The 22,450-nt window shown below is 69.2% G+C and carries 18 protein-coding genes; 9 read left to right on the top strand and 9 right to left on the bottom strand.

Annotated features, from left to right (window positions below; translation table 11 throughout):
* Positions 1–373: 373 nt before the first annotated feature.
* Genes DT074_RS03855 through DT074_RS03845 form a run of 4 tightly spaced genes read left to right on the top strand, consistent with a single transcriptional unit; the run spans position 374 to position 3,730 of the window.
* Positions 374–1,348: a quinone oxidoreductase family protein gene (locus DT074_RS03855; RefSeq protein WP_119418498.1), complete on the top strand. Its 975-nt coding sequence runs from the start codon at positions 374–376 to the stop codon at positions 1,346–1,348.
* On the top strand, positions 1,345–1,551 hold the full coding sequence (locus DT074_RS27895) for a hypothetical protein (protein WP_162914594.1): 207 nt from the start codon (positions 1,345–1,347) through the stop codon (positions 1,549–1,551). Before DT074_RS03855 ends, DT074_RS27895 begins: the two co-directional genes overlap by 4 nt.
* The gene (locus DT074_RS03850) at positions 1,538–2,956 is read left to right on the top strand and encodes an amidase (protein ID WP_162914593.1); all 1,419 of its coding nucleotides are present in this window, start codon (positions 1,538–1,540) and stop codon (positions 2,954–2,956) included. The genes DT074_RS27895 and DT074_RS03850 overlap by 14 nt, the downstream gene beginning before the upstream one ends.
* Positions 2,957–2,968: 12 nt before the next feature.
* On the top strand, positions 2,969–3,730 hold the full coding sequence (locus tag DT074_RS03845) for a sulfite exporter TauE/SafE family protein (protein ID WP_368744406.1): 762 nt from the start codon (positions 2,969–2,971) through the stop codon (positions 3,728–3,730).
* A gap of 4 nt (positions 3,731–3,734) precedes the next feature.
* Here DT074_RS03845 and DT074_RS03840 read toward each other — a convergent pair whose 3' ends face one another.
* From DT074_RS03840 to DT074_RS03815, 6 genes are all read right to left on the bottom strand, one after another.
* A complete protein-coding gene (locus DT074_RS03840; RefSeq protein ID WP_119418495.1) occupies positions 3,735–4,754 on the bottom strand; it encodes an endonuclease/exonuclease/phosphatase family protein in 1,020 nt (339 codons plus the stop codon).
* Positions 4,755–4,760: 6 nt separating this feature from the next.
* On the bottom strand, positions 4,761–5,729 hold the full coding sequence (locus DT074_RS03835; RefSeq protein WP_119418494.1) for a hypothetical protein: 969 nt from the start codon (positions 5,727–5,729) through the stop codon (positions 4,761–4,763).
* 75 nt (positions 5,730–5,804) lie between these two features.
* Positions 5,805–7,775, bottom strand: coding sequence for an acetoacetate--CoA ligase (locus DT074_RS03830; RefSeq protein ID WP_119418493.1), 1,971 nt, complete (start codon positions 7,773–7,775; stop codon positions 5,805–5,807).
* Between the two features lie 16 nt (positions 7,776–7,791).
* Entirely contained in the window at positions 7,792–8,496 is a 705-nt protein-coding gene (locus DT074_RS03825; protein WP_119418492.1) for a superoxide dismutase, read from the bottom strand.
* 104 nt (positions 8,497–8,600) lie between these two features.
* Positions 8,601–9,401 (bottom strand): crotonase/enoyl-CoA hydratase family protein, encoded by an 801-nt coding sequence (locus DT074_RS03820; protein WP_119418491.1) that lies wholly within the window; start codon positions 9,399–9,401, stop codon positions 8,601–8,603.
* Between the two features lie 70 nt (positions 9,402–9,471).
* Entirely contained in the window at positions 9,472–10,566 is a 1,095-nt protein-coding gene (locus DT074_RS03815) for an alpha-hydroxy acid oxidase (RefSeq protein WP_119418490.1), read from the bottom strand.
* A gap of 111 nt (positions 10,567–10,677) precedes the next feature.
* Between DT074_RS03815 and DT074_RS03810 the strand changes: the two genes are divergently transcribed.
* A complete protein-coding gene (locus tag DT074_RS03810; protein ID WP_368744405.1) occupies positions 10,678–11,952 on the top strand; it encodes an MgtC/SapB family protein in 1,275 nt (424 codons plus the stop codon).
* 6 nt (positions 11,953–11,958) lie between these two features.
* On the opposite strand, the gene DT074_RS03805 is transcribed toward DT074_RS03810, so the two are convergent.
* Positions 11,959–12,483 carry a PAS domain-containing protein gene (locus DT074_RS03805; RefSeq protein WP_162914592.1) on the bottom strand — a complete coding sequence of 175 codons (525 nt, stop codon included), beginning with the start codon at positions 12,481–12,483 and terminating at the stop codon, positions 11,959–11,961.
* Between the two features lie 397 nt (positions 12,484–12,880).
* Here DT074_RS03805 and DT074_RS03800 point away from each other — a divergent pair, with 397 nt between their 5' ends.
* Positions 12,881–13,930, top strand: coding sequence for a zinc-dependent alcohol dehydrogenase family protein (locus DT074_RS03800; protein WP_119418488.1), 1,050 nt, complete (start codon positions 12,881–12,883; stop codon positions 13,928–13,930).
* 7 nt (positions 13,931–13,937) lie between these two features.
* On the opposite strand, the gene DT074_RS03795 is transcribed toward DT074_RS03800, so the two are convergent.
* On the bottom strand, positions 13,938–18,260 hold the full coding sequence (locus DT074_RS03795) for a translocation/assembly module TamB domain-containing protein (RefSeq protein WP_119418487.1): 4,323 nt from the start codon (positions 18,258–18,260) through the stop codon (positions 13,938–13,940).
* Positions 18,261–18,262: 2 nt separating this feature from the next.
* Positions 18,263–20,029, bottom strand: coding sequence for an autotransporter assembly complex protein TamA (locus DT074_RS03790; RefSeq protein ID WP_119418486.1), 1,767 nt, complete (start codon positions 20,027–20,029; stop codon positions 18,263–18,265).
* A gap of 178 nt (positions 20,030–20,207) precedes the next feature.
* On the opposite strand from DT074_RS03790, the gene DT074_RS03785 reads away from it, so the two are divergent.
* From DT074_RS03785 to DT074_RS03775, 3 genes are read left to right on the top strand one after another with little or no spacing between them, the layout of a single operon-like run.
* Entirely contained in the window at positions 20,208–20,999 is a 792-nt protein-coding gene (locus DT074_RS03785) for an SDR family NAD(P)-dependent oxidoreductase (protein ID WP_119418485.1), read from the top strand.
* Between the two features lie 32 nt (positions 21,000–21,031).
* Complete coding sequence (locus DT074_RS03780; protein WP_119418484.1) at positions 21,032–22,087, top strand: alcohol dehydrogenase; 1,056 nt, start codon at positions 21,032–21,034, stop codon at positions 22,085–22,087.
* 24 nt (positions 22,088–22,111) lie between these two features.
* A complete protein-coding gene (locus tag DT074_RS03775) occupies positions 22,112–22,366 on the top strand; it encodes a Rossmann-fold NAD(P)-binding domain-containing protein (protein ID WP_119418483.1) in 255 nt (84 codons plus the stop codon).
* Positions 22,367–22,450 lie beyond the last annotated feature (84 nt).

Below are 22,450 nucleotides of genomic sequence, written 5' to 3'. Positions count from 1 at the left end.
TTCGGCGTGCGCTATTCGGCAACAATGGCCAATCGGGCCAATTCAGGGAGTGACACACATGGCCAAAGGGCAAAAGCGCAGCAATCGTGAAGCGAAGAAGCCGAAGGCTGCCAAGCCACCTCCGGCGAGCGCCCCGACCGTGCTCCACTCACGCAACGGCTCGCCACCCATCGGCCAGCCGCGCGGAAAGCGTTGAGAGATCGCAGGCAGCAACCCTGGCACCTTCGAGACGCGTGCGGTGCGGGTTTACTTCGATTGACGGGACGGCGACACGCGGATTGCCAAAATGGTAGAGCGACGACGCTGTTTCGAGGGCGCGCGCAAATCTGGCAAGTTTGGTTATGATCGCCCCCCTTAAGAGGGGAGAGCGACGATGACGAAGGCATTCCGCTTTGCGCGTACCGGCGGTCCGGAAGTGATGGAATGGACCGATGTGGAGGTCAAGGCGCCGGGGCGCGGCGAGGCGCTGATCAGGCACACCGCCGTCGGCATCAACTACATCGACACCTATCACCGCTCCGGCCTCTATCCCCTGCCGCTGCCCTCCGGCATCGGCGTCGAGGGCGCCGGCGTGGTGGAGGCACTCGGGCCCGGCGTCAAGGGCCTCAAGGTCGGTGACCGCGTCGCCTATAACGGCGGGCCGCTTGGCGCCTATTCGGAACAGCGGATCTACCCGGCCGACCGGCTGGTCAAGCTGCCCAAGGGGGTGAGCGACAAGACCGCCGCCTCGATGATGCTGAAGGGCATGACCGCCTGCTTCCTGCTGAAGCGCACTTTCAAGGTGAAGCCGGGCATGACGATCCTCTGGCACGCCGCGGCCGGCGGCGTCGGCCTGATCGCCTGCCAATGGGCCAAGGCGCTGGGCGCCACCGTGATCGGCACCGTCGGCTCCGACGAGAAGGCGAAGCTCGCCAAGGCGGCCGGCTGCAAGCACGTCATCAACTACAACAAGGAGAATTTCGTCGAGCGGGTGAAGCAGATCACCAAAGGCAAGGGCGTGCCGGTGGTATATGATTCGGTCGGCAAGTCGACCTGGGATGGCTCGCTCGATTGCCTCGCCCCACTCGGCATGATGGTCAGCTTCGGCAATGCCTCCGGCGCGGTGCCGCCCTTCCCGATCGGCGTGCTGGCGCAGAAGGGCTCGCTGTTCCTGACCCGGCCGACCCTCTTCACCTATTCGGCGCAGCCGAAGGACCTGCAGGCGCTGGCGCGCGACTTGTTCAAGGTGGTCGGCGACAAGACGGTGAAAATCAAGATCAACCAGACCTACCCGCTGTCCGAGGCGCCGCAGGCGCATCGCGATCTGGAGGGCCGTAAGACCACCGGCTCCACGGTGCTGCTGCCGTGAGCGAGGCAGCTGACTACGCGAAGGTGGTGCACGGCATCACCCTCGCCCCGGCGGAGGCAGACGGCGCCGCCGCCGTCGCCGCCGCGACCGCCGAGGCCATCCGGCAGGACGCCTCCGTCCTGCCCTTCGGATCGGAGCCGGGCAGCTACATCGTCACGGTCGGCCTCGTCGCCGGACGGGGAGACGGCCGTGCCGGGCGCTGACCTCGCCGACCTCGGCGTCGCGGAGCTGGCGGAAGGCATCCGCGAGCGCCAGTTCTCCTCGGCCGAGGCGACCGCGGCCTGCCTCGCGCGCCTCAAGACGATCGGGCCGAAGCTCAATGCCGTGGCGCAGATCGACGAGGCCTTCGCGCTGGCCCAGGCCGATGCGGCCGATGCGCTGCTGGCGGCCGGGCGCGTGCCGGGACCGCTGCACGGCGTGCCGATGGCGCATAAGGACATGATGTTCCGCGAGGGGCGCATCTCGGCCTGCGGCACGCGCATCCTAGCCGGCACCGCCGCCGAAGAGACGGCGACGGTGCTGGAGCGGCTCGACGCCGCCGGCGCGATCGAGATCGCCCGCCTCAACATGGTGGAATTCGCGCTCGGCCCTACCGGGCACAACGTGATTACCGGCCATGTGCGCAATCCCTGGGATACGAGCCGGATCACCGGCGGCTCCTCCTCCGGCTCCGGCGCTTCGGTGGCGGCGCGGCTGGTGCCGGCGGCGCTCGGCTCCGATACCGGTGGCTCGATCCGATTGCCGGCCTCGATCTGTGGCGTGGTCGGCATCAAGCAGACCTACGGCCGGGTCAGCCGCGCCGGCGCCATGCCGCTCTGCTTCTCGCTCGACCATGTCGGGCCGCTGGCTCGCTCGGTGCGCGACGCGGCGATGGTGCTGGAAGCGATCTGCGGCCCCGACCCGCGCGATCCGACCACGCTCGACGTGCCGCAGCCCGATCTGCTCACGACGCTGGAAGAAGGTGTGAAGGGCCTGCGCATCGCCGTGCCGGGGGACGAGGCCTTTGCCGATTGCGACAGCGAGGTGATGGCGGCGTTCCATGCGGCCGTCGAAACGCTCAAACGCGCCGGCGCCGAAATCCTACCGGGCCGGCTGCCAGACCTCGACCGCGCCAACCGGTTGACCACGCTGGTCATCTCGGTCGAAGGCGCCGCCTATCACGCCAACTGGCTGCGCGAACGGCCGCAGGAATACGGCGCGCAGACCCGGGCGCGGCTGCTGCCCGGCCTGTACCAGCCGGCGGTGCGCTATCTGGAGGCGCTGAACCTGCGCGGGCCCCTGCTCGCGGAGTTCGTCGAGCTCGGCCTGAACGGCGCCGATGCCTTCCTGATGCCGACCTCGCCGGTCCCCACGCCGACCATCGCCGAGACCGATGTCGGCGGCGATGCCGGCGCGGTGCAGAAGGTGATCGCCATCGCCCGCTACACCCGGCTCGGCAATTTCCTCGGCGTGCCGGCGATCAGCGTGCCGGCGGGCTTCGACCGGCGCGGCATGCCGATCGGCCTGCAGATCATGGGCCGGCCGCTGGACGAGGCGCTGATCTGTCGCGTCGCGCGCGCCTACGAGCGCGAGACTGACTGGGCGGGCCGCCGGCCGAACATCGCCTGACGCCACCCTATCGTGCTGTCATCGCTTGACGGCGTCGCCGCGCCGACCCTGGTCACGCTCGTCCTGGCGGCGCTGATCGCCGGCACCTCGCGCGGCTTCTCCGGCTTCGGCGCGGCGCTGATCTTCATTCCGATCGCCAGCGCCGCGGTAGGTCCCAAGGTCGCGGCGCCGCTTCTTCTGGTGGTCGATTCCATCCTGTCGCTCAGCATGGTGCCGGGCGCCTGGCCGCGCGCCGCGAAGCGCGACGTCGCCGTGATGGCGACCGGCACGCTCGCCGGCGTGCCGACCGGCGCCTGGATCCTGAGCCGGAGCGATCCCGTTTCGGTGCGCTGGGTCATCACGGCGATGATTTTCGCCCTGTTGGCGCTGCTGGTCTCCGGCTGGCGCTACCGCGCTCGGCCGAAGGTGCCGCTGACCATCGGCGTCGGCGCGGTGGCCGGCCTGTTCAGCGGCCTGGCCCAGGTCGGCGGGCCGCCCGTCGTCGCCTATTGGCTCGGCGGCGCCAGCGATGCCGCGCGGGTGCGGGCCAACATCGTGCTCTATTTCGCGGTGTCGAGCTCGTTCGTCTTCGCGAGCTATATCGCCAACGGGCTGTTGACCACGAGCATCATCGGCCTCGCCCTGGTGACCGGGCCGGCCTATGGATTCGGCATCTGGTGCGGCTCCCGTCTGTTCGGTCGGGCGAGCGAGGTGATGTTCCGCCGCACCGCCTACGCGCTGATCGCGGCGGCTGGCCTGATCGGCCTGCCGGCGCTGGACGGCCTGCTGCGCTGAGGCGTCACTCCTCGGCGGGACGGAACGGCAGGTCGAACCAGACCGGGCGGTGGTCGGAGACCGGCAGGCTCGCCTTGGCCAGGCACTTCTTTCGAGCGGCGGTGTGCTCCTTCGTATCCGGTGCCGCGGTGATACCCGCAAGACACGCATCTACGCGGAAGACGGTGAAATCGAACTTCTCGATCGCGTGGATCCGGACCGGGTCCTTGGCCGCGTTGCCGGCATCGAGATAGCAGACGTTGTCGTACAGGCTGACATCGCCAATCGTCGTCTTGACGCCCGGCCCCTCGACGATCCGGCAATTCAGGCGGCTCACCGTCTTCAAGGCTTCGGCGAAGCGCTTGTTCTCCGGCGGCTCGTTGAAATCGCCGAGCAGGATGAGCCGGCGGCCGGCCGGCTGGCGCTTGCGCAGCTTGCCGAACTCGTCCGCGAGTGCCGCAAGCTCCAGCTCGCGGCCCTTGGCGGTGCCGAATAGCAGGTGGATGGTCAGCAGGGTGAACTCGTCGTCGCCGGCACGGAACGAGGCGAAATAGGGCTCGCGGATGAACTGGTCCTTCTTGTCGGCGACAAGGCGGCCCTCGGCCACCACTTCGAGCCTGTCCTGCCGGTACAGGAAGGCATAGAGCTCCTTGACGCCGCGCCCGACGGGCTTGCTCACCTCCGCCTGCCAGGTGTCCTTCGGCACCTTCACGACCTTGTCCTGATCCAGCGCCTTGCGCAGGCGGTCGAGCACGTCGCCGTCACGCAGCTCCTGCAGCGCGACGAGATCGAAATGGCGCAAGATCCCGGCGATATAGGCGAGTTCGCAATCGTCCCGCGAAGCGTTGGAGAGGATGCGCACGTTGAAGGTGGCGATGCGGATCTTGTCCGCCTCGCGGGCGGGGATCTGCAGGCGCTTGCTGTCGGCCCCGGCGGTGCAGGCCGCCTCGGCATCGGCGGCAACAAGGCAGGCGGCCCCGACCAGCGCGATGCATCCCGGCAGTGCGGGCAGCCAGCGCGCAAGCAGGGAGCGGACCTTCTCCATCGCGCGTTACGGCTTCGCGCCGAAGCGCTCGAGCAAGCCCCGTATCGTCTTCTTCTCCTCCTCGTCCTTGGAGATGCGAAGCCGGTCGAGCAGGCCTTCGATCAGCGCCTGCTCCTCCGACATCACGCGCGGCTTGGGCTCGGCACGGCGCACCGTGGTATCGCTGATCTTGGGCAGCAGGGCGGCGACGATGCGCTCGATGGTGTTGAACAGGAAGTCGGAATTGTACCCGGCGATGAAGCCGAGCGCCTTGGCGCTGAGTTCGATGACGCCGCCGCTGCCATCGGGAATCTCCGCCACCAGGAAGACGATCGCCCCGCCGCCGACCACGCCGAGCAGGATGCGGCTGTTATATTCCGGGATGCGCTGCGGGTCGAAGCAGCGCTGATGGATGAAGACATGCGCCGAGCGCAGCAGATAGGCGCAGGCGCCGAGGCCGCCATAGGTGAAGGGCAGCAGCGTATTGAGCAGCGCATAGGGCAGATAGAGCAGCCAGCCCCAGAGGCGGGAGACGACCTCGTCGTCGATCGGCGGCGCGGCGGCGCCGAAGGTCACCTCCAGGGTCTCGCCGGTCACCGCCAGAACCATGAAGATGATGGTCCAGACCCACAGCCGGCGCGACCATTGCGTGGCGCGGTTGTGGCCCCACCGGCTTTCTTCCCAGCCCGGCTCATCTTTGCTTTCTGCCGTCGCTGCAAGGGTGGCCGCCGTCACCGGGCTGACGAACTGGGCGAGGTCGCGGTAGGCGCGTTCGAATTCGGCGCGTTCGGCCGCGCCGACCGTCTTGTCGCCGGTCAGCAGGTCCTCCGCCTTCTTGATGGTCAGGACCACGTTGTCGCTGACGCCGCGTCCGTCGGGGGAGACGATGCCCCGCTTGACGGCGAAATCGAGCAGGTGCTTCGCCTCCCGGATTTCGGCCTCGAACGACTTCTTCACATGCGTCGCCCAATCAGGCGGCGGCGTATCGTTCGCCATGGCCCTTCCCCCTTCCGACAGCGGAAGCCCGTCGACTCAGAATAACACGCTTGTTCAACCGCACATATGGGAGGTTCAGGCGCCGAGCTCGGGCAGATCGCGGAACAGCTCCAGCGCCTCCGGGTTGGCGAGCGCGTCGCGGTTCTTCACCGGCCGGCCATGCACGATGTTGCGCACGGCGAGCTCGACGATCTTGCCGGAGATGGTGCGCGGGATATCGGCGACCTGGACGATCTTGGCCGGCACGTGGCGCGGCGTCGCATTCTGGCGGATGCGGCGGCGGATCTCGTCGCGCAAGCCGTCGTCGAGGGTCAGCCCGTCGCGCAGGCGCACGAACAGCACGACCCGCACATCGTTCTCCCATTGCTGGCCGATGACCAGGCTCTCCAGCACCTGGTCGAGCTGCTCGACCTGGCGGTAGATCTCGGCGGTGCCGATGCGCACGCCGCCGGGATTGAGCGTCGCGTCAGAGCGGCCGTAGATCACCATGCCGCCGCGCGGCGTCAGCTCGGCCCAGTCGCCATGGCGCCAGACGTTGGGGTACTGGTCGAAATAGGCCTCGTGGAATTTCTGCCCATCCGGGTCGTTCCAGAACCGGATCGGCACCGAGGGGAAGGCCTTGCGGCAGACCAGCTCGCCCTTCTCGCCCACCATCGGCCGGCCGTCGTCGTCGAACACGGCGACGTCCATGCCGAGATACTTGCACTGGATCTCGCCGCGATAGACCGGGCCGATCGGATTGCCGCCGACGAAGGCGCCCATCAGGTCGGTGCCGCCGGAAAACGAGATCAGCTGCGCATCCGCCTTCACATGCTCGCGCACATAGTCGAACGAGGCCGGCGCCAGCGGCGAGCCGGTGGACAGCACCGCGCGGACCTTGGAGAGGTCGTGCGTCTTCGCCGGGTCGAGGCCGGCCTTGGCGATGGCGTCGATATACTTGGCCGAGACGCCGAAATGGGTGGCGCCCTCGGCCGCGGCATAGTCGAACAACACGTTATTGTCGGGATGGAAGGGCGAGCCGTCGTAGAGCAGCACCACGACATCGGCAGCGAGTGCCGCCACCGTCCAGTTCCACATTACCCAGCCGCAAGTGGTGTAGTAGAGCAGCCGGTCGCCCGGCTTCATGTCGTTCTGCATCAGGTGCTCGGCGCGCAGCTTGAGCAGCGTGCCGAGCACCGAATGCACCATGCATTTCGGCAGGCCGGTGGTGCCCGAGGAATAGACGATGAAGAGTGGCGCGTTGGCCTCCAGCCGCGTGAAGGCGATCTCGCCGGCCTGGTAGGGCGCGATGTAGTCGGTCAGCAGCACGGCGCGGGGATCGTTGCCGGCGAGATCCGGCTGCTCGGCAAGATAGGGCAGCACGACGAGGCGTTTGAGGCCCGGCAGCTCCGCCGCGATGCCCCTGGCGCGCTCCAAGCTGTCATGCCGCTTGCCGGCATAGGTATAGCCGTCGGCAGCGAACAGCACCTTGGGCTCGATCTGGCCGAACCGGTCGATCACGCCCTTCACGCCGAAATCCGGCGAACAGGACGACCAGATGGCGCCGAGCGAGGTCGCGGCCAGCATGGCGACCAGCGCGTCCGGGATGTTGGGCACGAAGCCGGCCACGCGGTCGCCGGGGCCGACGCCTTCCGCCCGCAGCGCCTGGGCGAGACGGCTCACTTGGTCGTAGAGCTCTCGCCAGGTGAGGCGGCGATGCCCGCCATGCTCGGCACGGAAGGTGATGGCAAGGCTGTCGTCGCGCCGGCGCAGCATGTTCTCGGCGAAGTTGAGCTGCCCGTTCGGGAAGAAGCGGGCGCCGGGCAGCCTGTCGCCGTCGACCAGATGCGGCGCCGGTCCCTTGTCGCCGACGATGCCGGAGAAGTCCCACAGCAGCGACCAGAAGGCCTCGCGGCTCTCGATCGACCATTGGTGCAGTGCGTCGTAGCCGCCGAGCGCGATGCCGTGGCGCTGCCTCACCTCGGCGATGAAGCGGGTCAGGTTGGCACCCGCCACCTTCTCCGCGCTCGGCCGCCATAAGACCGGCGGCTCATTGGCGATGCTCATCTTCGTCCGTCGTGCCTCAGCCCAGATTCTTCTCGGCGAAGTCCCAGTTCAGCAGCTTGTCGATCACCGCGTTGACGTAGTCGGCGCGGCGGTTCTGGTAGTCGAGATAGTAGGCGTGCTCCCAGACATCGATGGTCAGCAGCGGCTTGATCCCGGCGACATGCACCGGCGTGTCGGCGTTGCCGGTCCGGCGGAGCGTGAGCTTGTCGCCCTCCAGGCAGAGCCAGCCCCAGCCGGAGGCGAACTGCCCGATCGTGTTGGCGGCGAAGGCGGCGCGGAACTTGTCGAAGTCGCCGAAGCTCTTGTCGATCAGCGAGGCGATGCGCCCCGTCGGCTTGCCGCCGCCTTTCGGCGCCATGCTGTTCCAGTAGAAGGCATGGTTCCAGACCTGCGCCGCGTTGTTGAACATCGCGGCCTTGGACGCGTCGCCCGCCGTCGCCTTGACGATCTCGGCCAGCGACCTGCTCTTCATCGCATCGCTCTCGAGCATCTTGTTCAAGTTGTCGAGATAGCCCTTGTGGTGCTTGCCGTAGTGGAAGCCCATCGTGTTGGCCGAGATCACCGGGGCCAGCGCGCTGTCCGCATAGGGCAACGGCGGCAGCGCGAAGGGCGCGCCCTGCCCGCGCGCGATGCGGGGCGCCGCGAAGACGGCGGCGACGGCCGCGCCGCTGGCCAGCAGGCCGCGACGGGATGGGTGATGAACGGCGCTGTATGGCTTCATCGTCGCGTCTCCCGAAATGCGCTCGGTGCCGCATGATCCCTGCGGCATCCGATTCTTATACCCAGTTTCCCTCCCCGGCGGCGTCAATCCGGGGTGAGCGCCGGTCAGTCGCCCTTGAAGACCGGCTTGCGCTTCTCCACGAAAGCGGTCACCGCCTCCTCGTGGTCCTTGGTCGCATGGGCCAGGGCCTGCATCGCCGCGGCCAGTTCCAGCAGATTGGCCATCTGCATGTACTGGCCTTCCTTCAGCAACCGCTTGGTCATGCGCAGCGCATGCGGCGGGTTGGCGGCGATGCGCGCCGCCAGTACCTTCGCCTCGGCCAGCAGCCTGTCGTCCGGCACCACCCGGCTGACCAGCTTGATCTCCAGCGCCTCTTTCGCATCGATCATGTCGCCGGTGAAGGACAGCTCGGCCGCCTTGGAATAGCCGACCACCCGCGGCAGCAGCCAGCCGCCACCATCGCCGGAGACGATGCCGAGCTTGACGAAGCTCTCGGCGAACTTGGCGCTCTCGCCGGCGATGCGGATGTCGCACATCAAAGCAAGGTCGCAGCCGGCGCCGATCGCATGGCCGTTGACCGCGGCGATCGCCGGCACTTCCAGCGCCTCGAAGGCCATCGGAATGCGATGGATGCCGCCGCGATAGTTGCGCCGGGTCTGGGCCGGCAGCGACGAGGCGGTCTCGGTCCGCGCCTTCATGTTCTTGACATTGCCGCCCGAGGAAAAGGCGGTGCCGGCGCCGGTGACGACGACGCAGCGCACGGAGTTGTCGCGGTTGATGCGGTCGAGCGCGTCCTCGATGCCGCCGATCATTTCCTCGGCCGAGATCGCATTGCGAATGTCCGGCCGGTTCAAGGTCAGGGTGACGACATTGCCTTCCTGCTCGTACAGCACGGCGTCGGCCATGGGGCTCCTCCAGTGATCTTGTGATTGCGGCGGGCACTCTAGCCGGCAGCGGCGCCGGCTCAAGTCCGGTTCAATGGCTTCCCGGCCGGAGCAGCGGGAAGGCGCTCTCCAGGGTCCCGTCGCCGGCTGGCGGTGCTGGCCGCAGGTAAGCGGGCCCGAGATCGGCGATCCGGGTCACGCCGAGCAGGCCCATGGCGATGCGGATCTCGGTCTCCAGGAGCTCGAAGGTGCGGACCACGCCCGCGGCGCCCGCCGCGCCGAGGCCGAAACAGGGCAGCCGGCCCATGCCGACCAGATCGGCGCCGAGGCACAGCGCCTTGACCACGTCGGTACCGCGATAGAAGCCGCCGTCGACGATCAGCCGGGCCCGGCCGGCCACCGCCGGGGCGATCTCGCGCAGCGCGTCGAGCGCGCCTTCCACATGGTCGAGCTGGCGCCCGCCATGGTTGGACACGTAGACGCCCTCGACGCCGAGCTCGCAGGCCATGGCGGCATCTTCCGGCGACATGAAGCCTTTCAGCAGCAGCGGGATACGATGCTTGTCCTTGAACCGGCGCACATCGTTCCAGCTGAACGCCGACTGGAATTCCTGGCCCGGCACGCGGGTGCGCCAGGGTTTGATGAAGCGCCGCGCGATGTCGCGCTCGCGCCGGCTGTAATGCTGCGTGTCGACGGTGATGCAGAAGGCGGCATAGCCGGCCGCGACCGCACGTTCGACGATGGCGTCGATCCAGGCGGCGTCACCGCGCACATAGAGCTGGAAGATGCGGAACGCATCCGGCGCCGCTGCCGCCGTCGCCTCCAGCCCCGGCTCCGCCACCGATGACAGGAACATCGGCACGCCGAAGGCACCGGCCCCGCGCGCCATGCCGGCGCCGCCCGAGGGATCGAGCGATTCGAGGCCGCCGATCGGCGCCACCGCCACCGGCAGACGCAGGTCGCGGCCCAGGAAGCGGTGCCGGGTATCGACCTCGCTGGTGTCGCGCAGCACCCGCGGGCGGAGTGCCAGTCCCTCGATCGCCAAGCGGTTGCGGCGGAACGCCGTCTCGGTCTCGGTCGCCCCGGCCACGTAATGCCAGATATTGCCGGGCAGGCGCGCCTGCGCCGCCAGCACGATCTCGTGCAGGGTCAGAAACTCGGCCGGGTCGTTCGGGGCTTGGTCCATTTCGGCGCTTCCTCCAGGCTCCGCCCGTCATAGCGGCAGAGGCCATGGTGGCGAAAGAGCCGCTTGCGCCGGATCAAGGCCGGCCGGCTTTCCTTCCGCTCAAATCCGCCGATGGACATGTTGACGGCGCTGCCGCTCGACGACCTTTTCGGCCTCGCCGTCGCCCTGGCGGCCGGCCTGATCGTCGGCCTGGAGCGCGGCTGGAAGGAGCGCGGTGCCGCGGAGGGCAGCCGCGTCGCCGGGCTCCGGACGTTCGGACTGATCGGCCTTGCCGGCGGCATTGTCGGCCTGCTCGCCCGCGAGCACGGCGCGGCCGTGCTGGCCGCCGGAATGATCGCGACCGGCGCCCTGATCGGCATCGGCTACTGGATCGAGCATCAACGGGACGACCGCGATGTCAGCATGACGACGGCGGTCGCCGGCCTCGTCACCTTCGGCCTTGGCGCCGTGGCCGCCGGCGGCCGGCCGGAAAGCGCCGCGGCGGCGGCCGTGGTGGTGGCGCTGCTGCTCGGCCTGAAGCCGCAGCTGCATGCCGGGCTGCGTGCCATGGACCGGCGCGACCTGTCCGCGGCGCTGCAGCTGCTGCTGGTCTCGCTGGTCGTCCTGCCGCTGCTGCCCGATCGCGGCTTCGGGCCGTACGAGGCGCTCAATCCCTATCGGCTGTGGTGGCTGGTGGTGCTGGTTTCGGCCGCGTCCTTCGCCGGCTATGTCGCCATCCGGCTGATCGGCGCAGCCCGCGGCATTGTCGCGCTCGGCTTCCTGGGCGGCCTGGTGTCATCGACCGCCGTCAGCCTGGCCCTGGCGCGATCGGTCCGCACCGCGCCCGCTATCCGCACCACCGCCGCCGCCGGCGTGCTGGCGGCCACGACCGTGATGACCGCCCGGATCGGGATCCTCGCCAGCGTGCTGGCGCCGGCCCTGCTGCCGGCGCTGGTCCCGGCGGTGATGGCCGCCACGCTGGTGGGGCTCGCCGCATCCTTCATCCTGTTGCGTCGAGGCGGCGCCGCCGAAGTGCCGACAGCCGGCGCATTCGCCAATCCCTTCGAACTGAAGGTGGCCATCCAGTACGCCGCGCTGGTCGGCGCGGTGATCCTGCTCGGCCGGGCAATGCGCGAGTGGCTCGGCGACGAAGGACTGCTTCTCGTCTCGGCGGTGGGCGGCCTGATCGATGTCGACGCCCCGGTCATTGCCGCCGCCGGCTTTGCCGGCGGCGAGGTTGCGGCAACGGTCAGCCTCACAGCCATCGCGTTGGCAGTGGCGGCCAATTCGATCACCAAGATCGGCCTGCTCGCGGCCTATGGCGATGTTCGCCTGGCGGCCCAGGTCGGCGCGGGCTATGCGGCCATGGCCGGTACGGCGGCCGTCGCCGCCCTGGCGATTTTCTGATCGGCCTCACGCCGCGTTGGAGTGGCGGCGCCGGCGTAGGGTGGCGGGATCGGACATCTCCAGCAGGCGGGTGACGCGGCCGTGATCGTCGGCCAGCGGAAGGATCAGCGCCACATAGTCGAGATCGGTATCGCGCAGGCGAACCTCCTCGCGGCGCACCAGGATCGGACGGATCTCCGCCGTCGCGACGCGCATGTCGGCGACCACGGCCGCGGCGTCGCAAGGCAGCAGCACCTCGTCGAGCGCCCTGCCCTTCAGTTCGGCGCCCCAGAGATCGCAGAGCATGGTACCGGCGAGACGGATGTGCGGCCCGATCGGCCCGGCGCCGTCGGAAACCAGGTCGATCAGAAGCGCGCCCGGCAGCAGGCGGCGGGGAATGGCGAGCGGATCGATGCGCTGCGGCGGGATCGCGCCGACCATGCCGGCGCGCCACACCGTCAGCAGGGCGGCGAGCTCGGGATAGCCGTCGATCTGCGCCAGCGGAATCTCGCGATGCCGCCTTGGCGGCTGGTCGACCGCACTGTTGTCCACGTATCTCAGTCCTGTCCTCGTCATCATGCAAGGGCTACGGCGGCAAGGTTGACGCGGATCAGCCCGCCCCCGCGCACGATCCCACTATCCTAGCCCAGTGTGACCGCCGTCGCCCGTGAAGTGTGATCCCGGACCGGAAGTTAATTTCCGTTCACCATGTCTCGCCCGTTCGACCTAGCCCGCGATCTAACCCATGAGGCAATCTCGCGCCCGGGTTCGACAAGAGCTACTTTCATCCCTGTCGGGCGGTTGCGATCCCGTGACCCCCGACAGGTTCCTCCCTCCCTAGATACCCACTTCGGGCTGCCTTTTCCCCCAAGGCAGCCCGCTTCTTTTTTGGCCCTCGTCCGATCGCCCGTGCTGCCGTAACCTCGCCGCAAATCCGAGGGAGGGATGCATGCGCGCCGTCGTGTTCACCGGTGATCGCGAGCTGGAGCTGATGGAATTCCCCGATCCGACGCCGGGTCCCGGGGAAGTGGTGCTGGAGATGAAGGCCTCCGGCATGTGCGGCAGCGACCTCAAATTCTATCGGGCGCCGAAGGGCGGCGGCACGGCGGCGCTCGGCCTCGGCAGCCTGCCGGGTCCCGTCATCGCCGGGCACGAGCCCTGCGGCGTGGTCGCCGCGATCGGTGCCGGCGTACCGGAGAACCTCGCGCGCGTCGGCAACCGGGTGATGTGCCACCACTACAAGGGATGCGGCGTCTGCAATCATTGCCGGGTCGGCTGGTCGCAGCTCTGTGCCGGCGGCATCGTGGTCTACGGCGCCACCGGCCATGGCGGGCATGCGCCATATATGAAAGTGCCCGCCTCGACCCTGGTGCATCTGCCGGATGAGCTGTCTTTTGCAACCGGCGCCGCGATTTCCTGCGGCACCGGCACAGCCTACGGCGCGCTGAAGCGGATGAACCTGACCGGCAGCGACACCATCGCCGTGTTCGGCCAGGGCCCGGTCGGACTCTCGGCAACGCAGCTCGCCGCCGAAATGGGTGCACGCGTGATCGCCCTGGATATCGGACCGGAGCGCCTCGCCCGGGCCAAGGAGTTCGGCGCCGATGCGGTGGTCAACCCCGCCAAGGACGACCCGATCAAGGCGATCAAGGACCTGACCCATGGCGAGGGCGCCAGCATGACGCTCGACACCACGGGCGTCGCCGAGGCGCGCCAGCAGGCGGTGCGCTCGGCACGGACCTGGGGCACCGTCTGCTTCGTCGGCGAAGGCGGCAACGTGACGCTCGAGGTCAGCCCGGACATGCTGCGGAAGCAGCTGACCATCATTGGGTCCTGGACCTTCTCTACCGTCGGCCAGGCGGATTGTGCGCGCTTCGTCGCCGATCGCAAGATCGACGTGGACCACCTGTTCACCCACCGCTGGCGGCTCGACCAGGCGGCCGAGGCCTATCGCCTGTTCGACCAGCAGAAGGACGGCAAGGGCGTGATCCTGTTCTGAGCCGCGCCTAGTAATCCTTCTTGATCTTGACGCCGACGCTGGTGGCGGCGTTGGCGCCGACCTTGGATTCGACGCTGATGTTCGGCGTCACTTCCACCTCGATTCCGGCCCGCGGCCCGGTGCTGTCGAGCCCCTTCTCGGCCCGGATCAGCACGTTATCGGACACGTATTTGCCGACCGAGACGGCGCCGGCCGCGCCTTCGCCCTCGGCGGATTCGAAATCGAGCACGTCGAGGCCGGTCGCCCGGCGCAGCCGGTCGACAATGCCGGCGCCGCCGGAGCCCCCGCGCGCCAGACTGAGCGCGGCCTGCGCGACCTGAAATGCCTGCAGCGGCGTCAGGCGCGCCGTGCCGCGATCGAACAGCATGCGCGAGATCACCTCCTCCGGCGGCATGTCGGGCCGGGCGCCGAGGGTGAGCGACGGCGCGTCGAGCGTGCCGCCCACCGTCACGATGGCGGTGATATCGCCGCGCGTCAGCTCGGTCACGATATCGAGATCGGGATTGATGCGCGCCCCGCCGGGAAACAGCAGCCGGCCCCTGGACAGCACGAAGCGCTGGCCGATGAAGTCGAGCTGCCCGTTCAGCGCCTGCAAGGTGCCCGAGATTTCCGGCGCCTGCGTGGTGCCGCGGATCTGCAAATTGCCGCTCCATTCCGATTGCAACGCGCGGCCGCGCACGAAGACACGCCGGTCGGCGCTCACCGCGAGGTCGAGGCCGATCCGCAGCCCCTCGCTGCCGTCCTCTCCCGACGGCCTCTCCCTGCCCGATGGCAGATCGGGCGGCCGGTTGATCTCGATCACGTCGAGTTCCACCACTTCCGGCGGAAGTTGCTCCGGCAACCGCAGATCCGCCCGCTGGATCGCCAGCTTGCCGGCGAGGCGCGGCGCCGCGATGGTTCCCGCCACATCGACATCGCCGGACATCCGCACCGTCGCATCGGCGCGCCGCGCCACCCAGAAATCGCGCAGCGCCAATCTGCCGGCGATCGGCTGCTCGGCCGCGGCAAGATTCAAAGTGCCGTCGAGCCGCACCGTTCCGCTGTCGCCGTCGCCGCCATGGGCGCTCAACTGCACCACGCCGCCCTCGGCGGCAAGCTCGAGCGAGAGATCGGTCACCGCCGCTTCGGTGACCGCATTTTCGTAGCGCGCGCCGGTCAGCCGGGCGCCGCCGTTCGCGGTCGGGCGCGACAGCGTGCCGCCGAGCACGATCTGCAGGGTCGCAACACCTTCGACCTCGTCGCCGTCCGGCACAAAGGGCGGCAGGACCTTGGCCAGGTCGACCTTGCCGTCCAGCCGCCCGTCGAGACGGCCATCCGGCGGCAGATCGAGGCGCCAGGGCACGAGGCTGAGGCGCAGCGGCAACGCCGCCGTGGCGATGAGCGGCTGCGCTGCGAGATTGCCGATGGTGGCACGGCCGCCGAGCCGGCCGCCGCTCAAGGCAGCTTCGAGATCGAACGCGACCGCGGTTTCGCCGCGGCGCCAGCGCAGATCGTCCGAGCGGGCCGCCAGCGAAATGCGCGGGTCGCTCGCCGATCCCGTCGCCGTGCCCTCGATGGCGAGGTGCCCGCGCAGCGGCAGGCCGGGCTGCACCGCGCGGAGCAGCGCCAGCGGAAAGGCGCCGCTGCGCAGGCGGGCATCGACCTGGCCGCCGGCCAGCGTGCCGGCAAGGCTGAGCCGGGTGCCACCGACCGAGACCCCGGTTTCGGCGAGGCGGAACTCGCCGGCATTGCCGCTCAGCTCCGTCGCGGCGTCGAGCTTGATGTCGATTTCGCCATGGCGGCCTTCGAAGCTTGTGAGGCCGACTTGCCAGCGTGGGCCGTCGATGCCCGCCGTGCCGCTCGCGCGCGCCGAAATCGGGGCGCCGGCCGTACCGACGAGCGACACATCGAACGCGGCGCGGGCAAGGTTGCCGCGCATCGTCGCCTCGACCCGATCCAGCTTCATCTCGCCCGCCGCGACGTCGCGGCCGGTCAATGTGAGCTCGCCGCGCGGCGTCCCCAGCGCATCATCCAGCCTAGCCTGCCCTTCGATCCGTCGAATGAGAAGGCCGCCGTAGCGCAATCCGGTGGCGGTGACGTCAGCTGCGACTTGCTGTTTGCCGTCGCCCGTATCGAGGCGGAGGGCAGCCTGAGCCCGGCCCGCCAGAGGCAGTCCTGCCAGCGTCGCGAGCGGGTTGAGATCGGCGGCTTCGATCGAGAGGCGACCGCGCGCCAAGGTCTGCGGCAAGTCCAGCGCAAGATCGCCATCGGCGCTCAGGCCCGGCGCGGACGCCCGCAGCTTGGCCAGTTCGAGCTGCTGGCCATCCCGCAGCTGCATCCGGGCGGCCATCTTGATGTCATTCCCGCCGATACGGGCGTCGATCGCAACCTCGCCCTGCGGCTCGCTGACCAACCGCCCGAGGTCGAAGGCAATCTCGCCGCGCTCGATCCGCTGCGAGGCCGCAGCGAGATCCGCGATCTTGATCTGGCCCCGCGCCGCCGGATCGGCGATCGGCCCGCTGACATGGGCGGTCAGATCGGCGCGGCCTGCCAGCGCTTGCCCCGCCAGCTCCGACAGGCGCGCCAGGTCCGGCACGCGGGCGGCGATTTCCGCCTCGAGCGATTGGCCATCCGCGTCCAAGCTGCCACTTGCCGTCACGGTGCCGGCCGCCAGCTGCAGGCGCGCCTGCGCCACCTGCAGCGGCCTGCCCGGCGCCCGCGCCAACTCGGCGGTAAGCCGCGGCGCGTCGCCGACCGCTCGCCCCAGCGCCGGATCGGCCAGCGCCAGCTTCTCGATGTCGAGAGTCGTGCGAGCGCGGAAGCCGGCGGAGGCCATGTCTCCCCCGCCTTCGATCACCCACGTCGCCTGCCCGGCATTCGCCGGTCCGACACTCGCGGCTTCGGGGATCGTTGCGCCAAGCGTGATCCGGCCGCGGCTATCGCCGCCTGACGGCCGCAGGACTCCGTCGCCTTCGACGACGAGCGCGGGCCCTCGCACGGACATCTGCGCAACGCGGATGTCGCTCGCGTCCCCGGCGATGTCGAGCATCGCCGCGAGGTCGAAGGCACCGGCGAGGAGGGGCGCCAGCGTCTCCGGTGCGCCGACCACGTCGGTCGCCCTGCCTTCGATCCGGACCCCGAAGCGCCCATCGCCTCGCGGCCGCATGTCCACGCGGAGCAGCGCCCGCTCGACACCGACACCCTCCACCCGCGGCGCGGTCAGCGCCAGGTCGGCAGCGATGCCCGGACGTGACGGCGCGCCGGTGACATGCAGCAGGACGCCCAAATTGCCACCCAGTTCCGTCCCGAGAACGGGACTCAAGGCGGCGAGGCGCAGATCGCTGCCGACCTGCAGCTGAAGATCAGTCAGATCGGCCGCGACGGTGCCGGCCACGTCCAGGGCGATTTCGCCGAGCCTGAGCTCGCCGTCGTCGATCCGCAGGCCATCGGCGGCCGACCAGCGCAGCCGCGCGCGGTAAGTGACGGCTTCGCGCAGCAAAGGCGCCAGTTCGGGCAGCAGGGCCGGTTCGATCCACGCCTCGCCCGCCACTGCCCCGACGCCGCGATCGATGCCGATCTCCGCCTTGATCGAGGCGATGCCGTCCATCCCGCCGGCCAGGCGGCCGCGCCAGGCGGAGATCGGGCCGGCGCCATCGAGCTCGACCTGCAGAGCCGCCTCCGGTGCCGCGCCAAGCCGGCGCGCCAGCGGACCGCCGGCCGCCTCCTCTGCGCGGGCCTGAATGGTCAATGTTTCGGCATCGGGGCGATAACGGGCGTGCAGGACCAGGCCGTCGCCCGGCCGGTCGACGCGCTGAACATCGGCGTCGAGCACGTATTCGCCGCCCACGGCGCGTTCCATCGCCGCGACCCGCAGCTCCATCGCCTCGCCCAGGATCGCCGCGCCGAGCTGCAGGCGATCGACATGAATCCCTTCCGCCGGCAGCAGCGGGAGGGCGATGCGGAATCCGGCCGGCTCCTCCTCCCCCGCGCCGCCTGCCGGAAGCGTCTCAATGGCGAGCCGCTCGACATGGATCGCCGTCGGACGGAAATGCCCGCGCAGAAGATCCGTCCAGAGCATGCGCACATGCAGGCCGTCGACCTCGGCCACCGGCGCGCCCCGCATCGCGACGCCGATGCGTCCAACGTCCACGGCGACCGGCGTCAGGCGGCTCACATCGTCGATCTCGAGATCGATATCGGTCGCCGCGGAAACCGCCAGCGCCGCCAGCCGGGCCAGCGCCGCGCGGCCGGCAGGCACGGCCGTCGCCACCGCCAGGCAGGCCAGCAGCACCGCCAGCGCGGCGGCGATCCACGCGAGAACGACGGCAAGGGGGCGGAGCCATCCAAGCATGTCTAGAAGGCCTGCCCGATACCGACATAGAACTGGAAGGCGTCGTCGATCCCGCTGCGGCCGTTGAGCGGAAAGGCGATATCGGCGCGGATCGGAGCGAAGGAGGTGAAGTAACGGATGCCGATGCCGGCCGCGACCCGGATATCGCCGCCGGGATTGGGCACCGTGTTGCGATAGGCGTTGCCGGCGTCGATGAAGGGTACGACGCCGAAATCCTCCGTCACCCGGATCCGGGCTTCCAGCGAGGCCTCGATCGCCGACTTGCCGCCCACCGGGTCCTTGTCCGCATCCAGCGGCCCGGCGAGCTGATAGGCATAGCCGCGCAGGGCGCCGCCGCCGGCATAGAAGCGCGCGCTGGCCGGGATGTCGGTCACGGCGGCGCCGAACAGGCTGCCGGCCGAAAGCCGCGCCGCCAGCACCAGTCGCTTCTTCTCTTCGATGACGGGGAAGTAGCTGGCGATCGAGACCCTCAGCCGGTGAAAGGTGCCTGCCTCGCCGGCGAGGTCGAGATAAGGCGTGTAGCCGAAGGTGGCGCGCAAGCCGCGCGAGGGGTCGAGCGGCGCGTCGGTGGTGTCATAGGCGACCTGTCCCGGCAGCGACAGCAGGAAGAAGGTCTCGGTATCGGCATTGTCGGTGATGCGTGTGACCTCGGCGCCGAGACCGAGGCTGCCGCTCAGCCCGCCGCCGAAGCTTCGCGTCACGCCCACCGTGGTGCTGGCGCCGCGCGAGTCATAGGCGTCGAGCCGCTCGTCCTTCACTTCGGAGGTCAGGCTGAATGTGTCGTCGCGCGTCGGGAAGCCCGGCTTGCCGAACTGGCCGCGCAGGGCCCACCGCTGCAGCGAGCCTTCCGCCGTCAGATTGAGGCGCTCCGCACTGCCGAACAGGTTGCGATGCTCCCAGAATACCGAGCCGCCGGGACCGACATCGGTCGCATATTCGGCTGTCGCACCGATCGATCGGTGATCGGACTCGGCGAGCGTGATGCCCATCGGCACGCGCTGTTCGGCCACATTGTCGGCGCTCGCGGGCTGGCCGATCCGCACGCTGTCGAACAGGCCGGTCCGCGCCAGCGCCCGTCGCGTCCCATCGACCTTGCGCTGGTCATAGGGCTCGCCTTCCTTCCAGGTCACCTGCCGGCGCACGTATGCGGCCCGCACGTCGTCGAGACCTTCGAGGTCGAGCCGGCCGAAAACCGCCGGCGAGCCGGCATCGATCGCGAGGGTTACGTTCACCGTCTCGGTCGCGTGGTCGACCACGACCTTCCGGTCGATCACCTTGGCGAAAGGGTGCCCGCGCTCGGCCAGGCCCGCCAGCAGCCGCGCTTCGGCATCCACGATGTCCGGGGCGCGGGCCGGGCTGCCGTGCGCCGGCAGATCTTTCGTCTTCTCGGCGCCAAGCAGGCCCGGCGCGCCCTCGACCAGCCGCGTTTCGAACTGGCCGATACGAAATCGCGGCCCGGGCGCCACCTCGACCTGCACCTTTGTCGGTTCGACCGAGCGGTCCACCTCCGCCCGGTAGGTGCCCTGGTAGTACCCTTCGGAGCGCAGCGCCTGCTCCACCCTCGCACGGTCCTCGGCGATCCGCCGGCGGAGACCGGCCTCGCTATGCGGCGGCCGGTCGGCCCGCGCCCTCAGCACCGAGACCGCATCGACCAGCTCGGCGAGCTTCTCGTCCTCGATCCCGCTGATCTCGACCTGATACTCAGCCGCCCGCGCCTGCGCAGCGGAAACCAGCGATGTCAGGATCAGGGCGCAGAACAGTGCTCGCAATGGCTCGCCTTACCGGCCCCCTCGCGTTGACGTTCCCCGCACCGACGGCCCGGCGCCCAGGGGCCATTATGGATGACCCACCCGGCATGCCAACCCCTGGCCGCTCGCCACGCTGGTCGCCCGCCGCGCCGGCATCGGTTACCCTGCGGCGCTGGCGAGTTCAGGGAAGGAAACATCGATGAAGGGTTGTCTGGAGGGGCGTGTCGCGCTCGTGTCCGGCGCCGGCGCACCGGCCGACGGGACGAGCAACGGCATGGCCGCCGCCGCCACTTTCGCCCGCGAGGGAGCCGTCGTCGTGGCGATCGACCGCGACATCGAGGCCTGCCGCCGCACAGTCGCGGCGATCGAACAGGCCGGCGGCCGTGCCCAGGCGCTGGAAGGCGATGTCAGCCGATCGGCGGATGTCGAGCGCATGGCGCAGGCGGCGATCAAGGCCTTCGGCCGCATCGACATCCTGCACAACAACGTCGGCATCGAGCTGCTCGGCGACGTGGTCGAGGCGACCGAGGACGATTGGGACCGCGTGCACGACGTCAACCTGAAGAGTGCCTTCCTGATGTGCAAGGCGACGATCCCGGCGATGATCGCCGGCGGGCGCGGCGGCGCCATCGTCAATGTCTCCTCCATCGCCTCGATCCGCTGGAGTTCGACGCCCTATATCTCGTACTCCACCTCCAAGGCGGCACTGAACCATTTCACCAAGGTCGTCGCCCGCGACTACGGGCCGCAGAAGATCCGCTGCAATGCCGTGCTGCCCGGCCTGATCGACACGCCGCATGTCCGCAAGGTCTATGCCCATCTCGGCCCCGAGGCGGTGGAGAAGGAGATGGCGCGGCGGCACAAGCGGGTCCCGCTCGGCCGCATGGGGACGCCGCAGGAAGTCGCCGACGCGGCGCTGTTCCTGGTCTCCGACCAGGCGCGCTACATCACTGGCGCGCTGCTGGTGGTGGATGGCGGCGTTTCGCTCTAACCTTCGCTCAGAAACGCATCTCGGAGGAAACAATGCGCCAGCTGTCGATCGTGGAATGGGGCCAGCCGCTCGCCGTGCGCGAGGCGCCGACGCCGGAACCGAAGGGCGAGGAAGTGCTGGTCCAGGTCGAGGCCTGCGGCGTCTGCCATTCCGACGTGCATATCTGGGACGGCTATTTCGATTTGGGCGAGGGCAAGTCGGTCCGCATGGCCGATCGCGGTGTGCAGTTGCCCTTCACCATGGGCCACGAGATCGTCGGCCATGTGAAGGCGCTGGGGCCGGACGCCAAGGGCGTGAAGCCGGGCGAGAAATACGTCGTCTATCCCTGGATCGGCTGCGGCGCCTGCGCCCCCTGCAAGCGCGGCGAGGAGCTGCTCTGCATGACGCCGCGCACCCTCGGTACGCGCCGCGACGGCGGCTATGGAGATCACGTGCTGGTGCCCAATGCGCGCTACCTGGTGCCCTATGACGGCATCGGCCGCGAGCTCGCCGCCACCTATACCTGCTCCGGCATCACCGCCTACAGCGCGCTGAAGAAGACGAAGCATATCGGCAAGGACGACTGGCTGGTCGTCATCGGCGCCGGCGGCGTCGGCGGCAGCGCCGTCAACATGGCCAAGGCCGTGGTGCCCGGCAAGCTGATGGTCGCCGATCTCGATGGCGCCAAGCGCGCCCATGCGCGCCAGATGGGCGCCGCCGACACGATCGACAATGGCGCCGCCGATGCGGTGCAGCAGGTGATGCAGAAGACCGGCGGCGGCGCCGCGGCGGCGATCGATTTCGTCGGCTCGCCGAAGACCATGCAGTTCGGCATGGACGTGCTGAGGAAGGGCGGCAAGCTCGTCATCGTCGGCCTTTATGGCGGATCGCTGCCGGTCTCGCCGGTCATGTTCCCGTTCAAGATGATGTCGGTCGAAGGCTCCTATGTCGGCACCTTGGACGACCTGAAGGAGCTGATCGCGCTGGTGCAGGCCGGCAAGGTGCCGCCGATTCCGATCCAGACCCGCCCCGCCGACCAGGCGACCGCCGCGCTCGACGACCTGAAGAAGGGCGGCAAGGTCATCGGCCGCGTGGTGCTGACGCACTGAGCGGATTTCGTAGGGAGTGAGGTGATGGCCGAGCGTGTCGTCGTGGTGACCAACGTCACCGAATATGCCGGCCAGCCATCCGCCGCCGCCCTGGCGGCGGACGGCTTCCGCGTGCTGTGCCATGACACGGCGTTCGGCGATGCGGCCGCGCGCGCCGCTTATGCCGAGGCCAATCCCGGCCAGATCGCAGCCGAGGCGACGACGCCGGAAGATCTGGTGGCCGAGGCGGTGCGCCGCTTCGGCCGGCTAGGTTCTGTACCCATAAAGGGATTCCCTTGAGGGCGTGATTGTGATTCAAGCTTCCAAACGGATGGGAGCTTGGCGATGGCCCGGTTTGATCTGAGCGATGCGGAGTGGAGCATC

The organism is Desertibaculum subflavum (assembly GCA_003576705.1).
Lineage (GTDB): Bacteria > Pseudomonadota > Alphaproteobacteria > Ferrovibrionales > Ferrovibrionaceae > Desertibaculum > Desertibaculum subflavum.
This window is presented reverse-complemented; position numbering and strand designations above follow the sequence as displayed.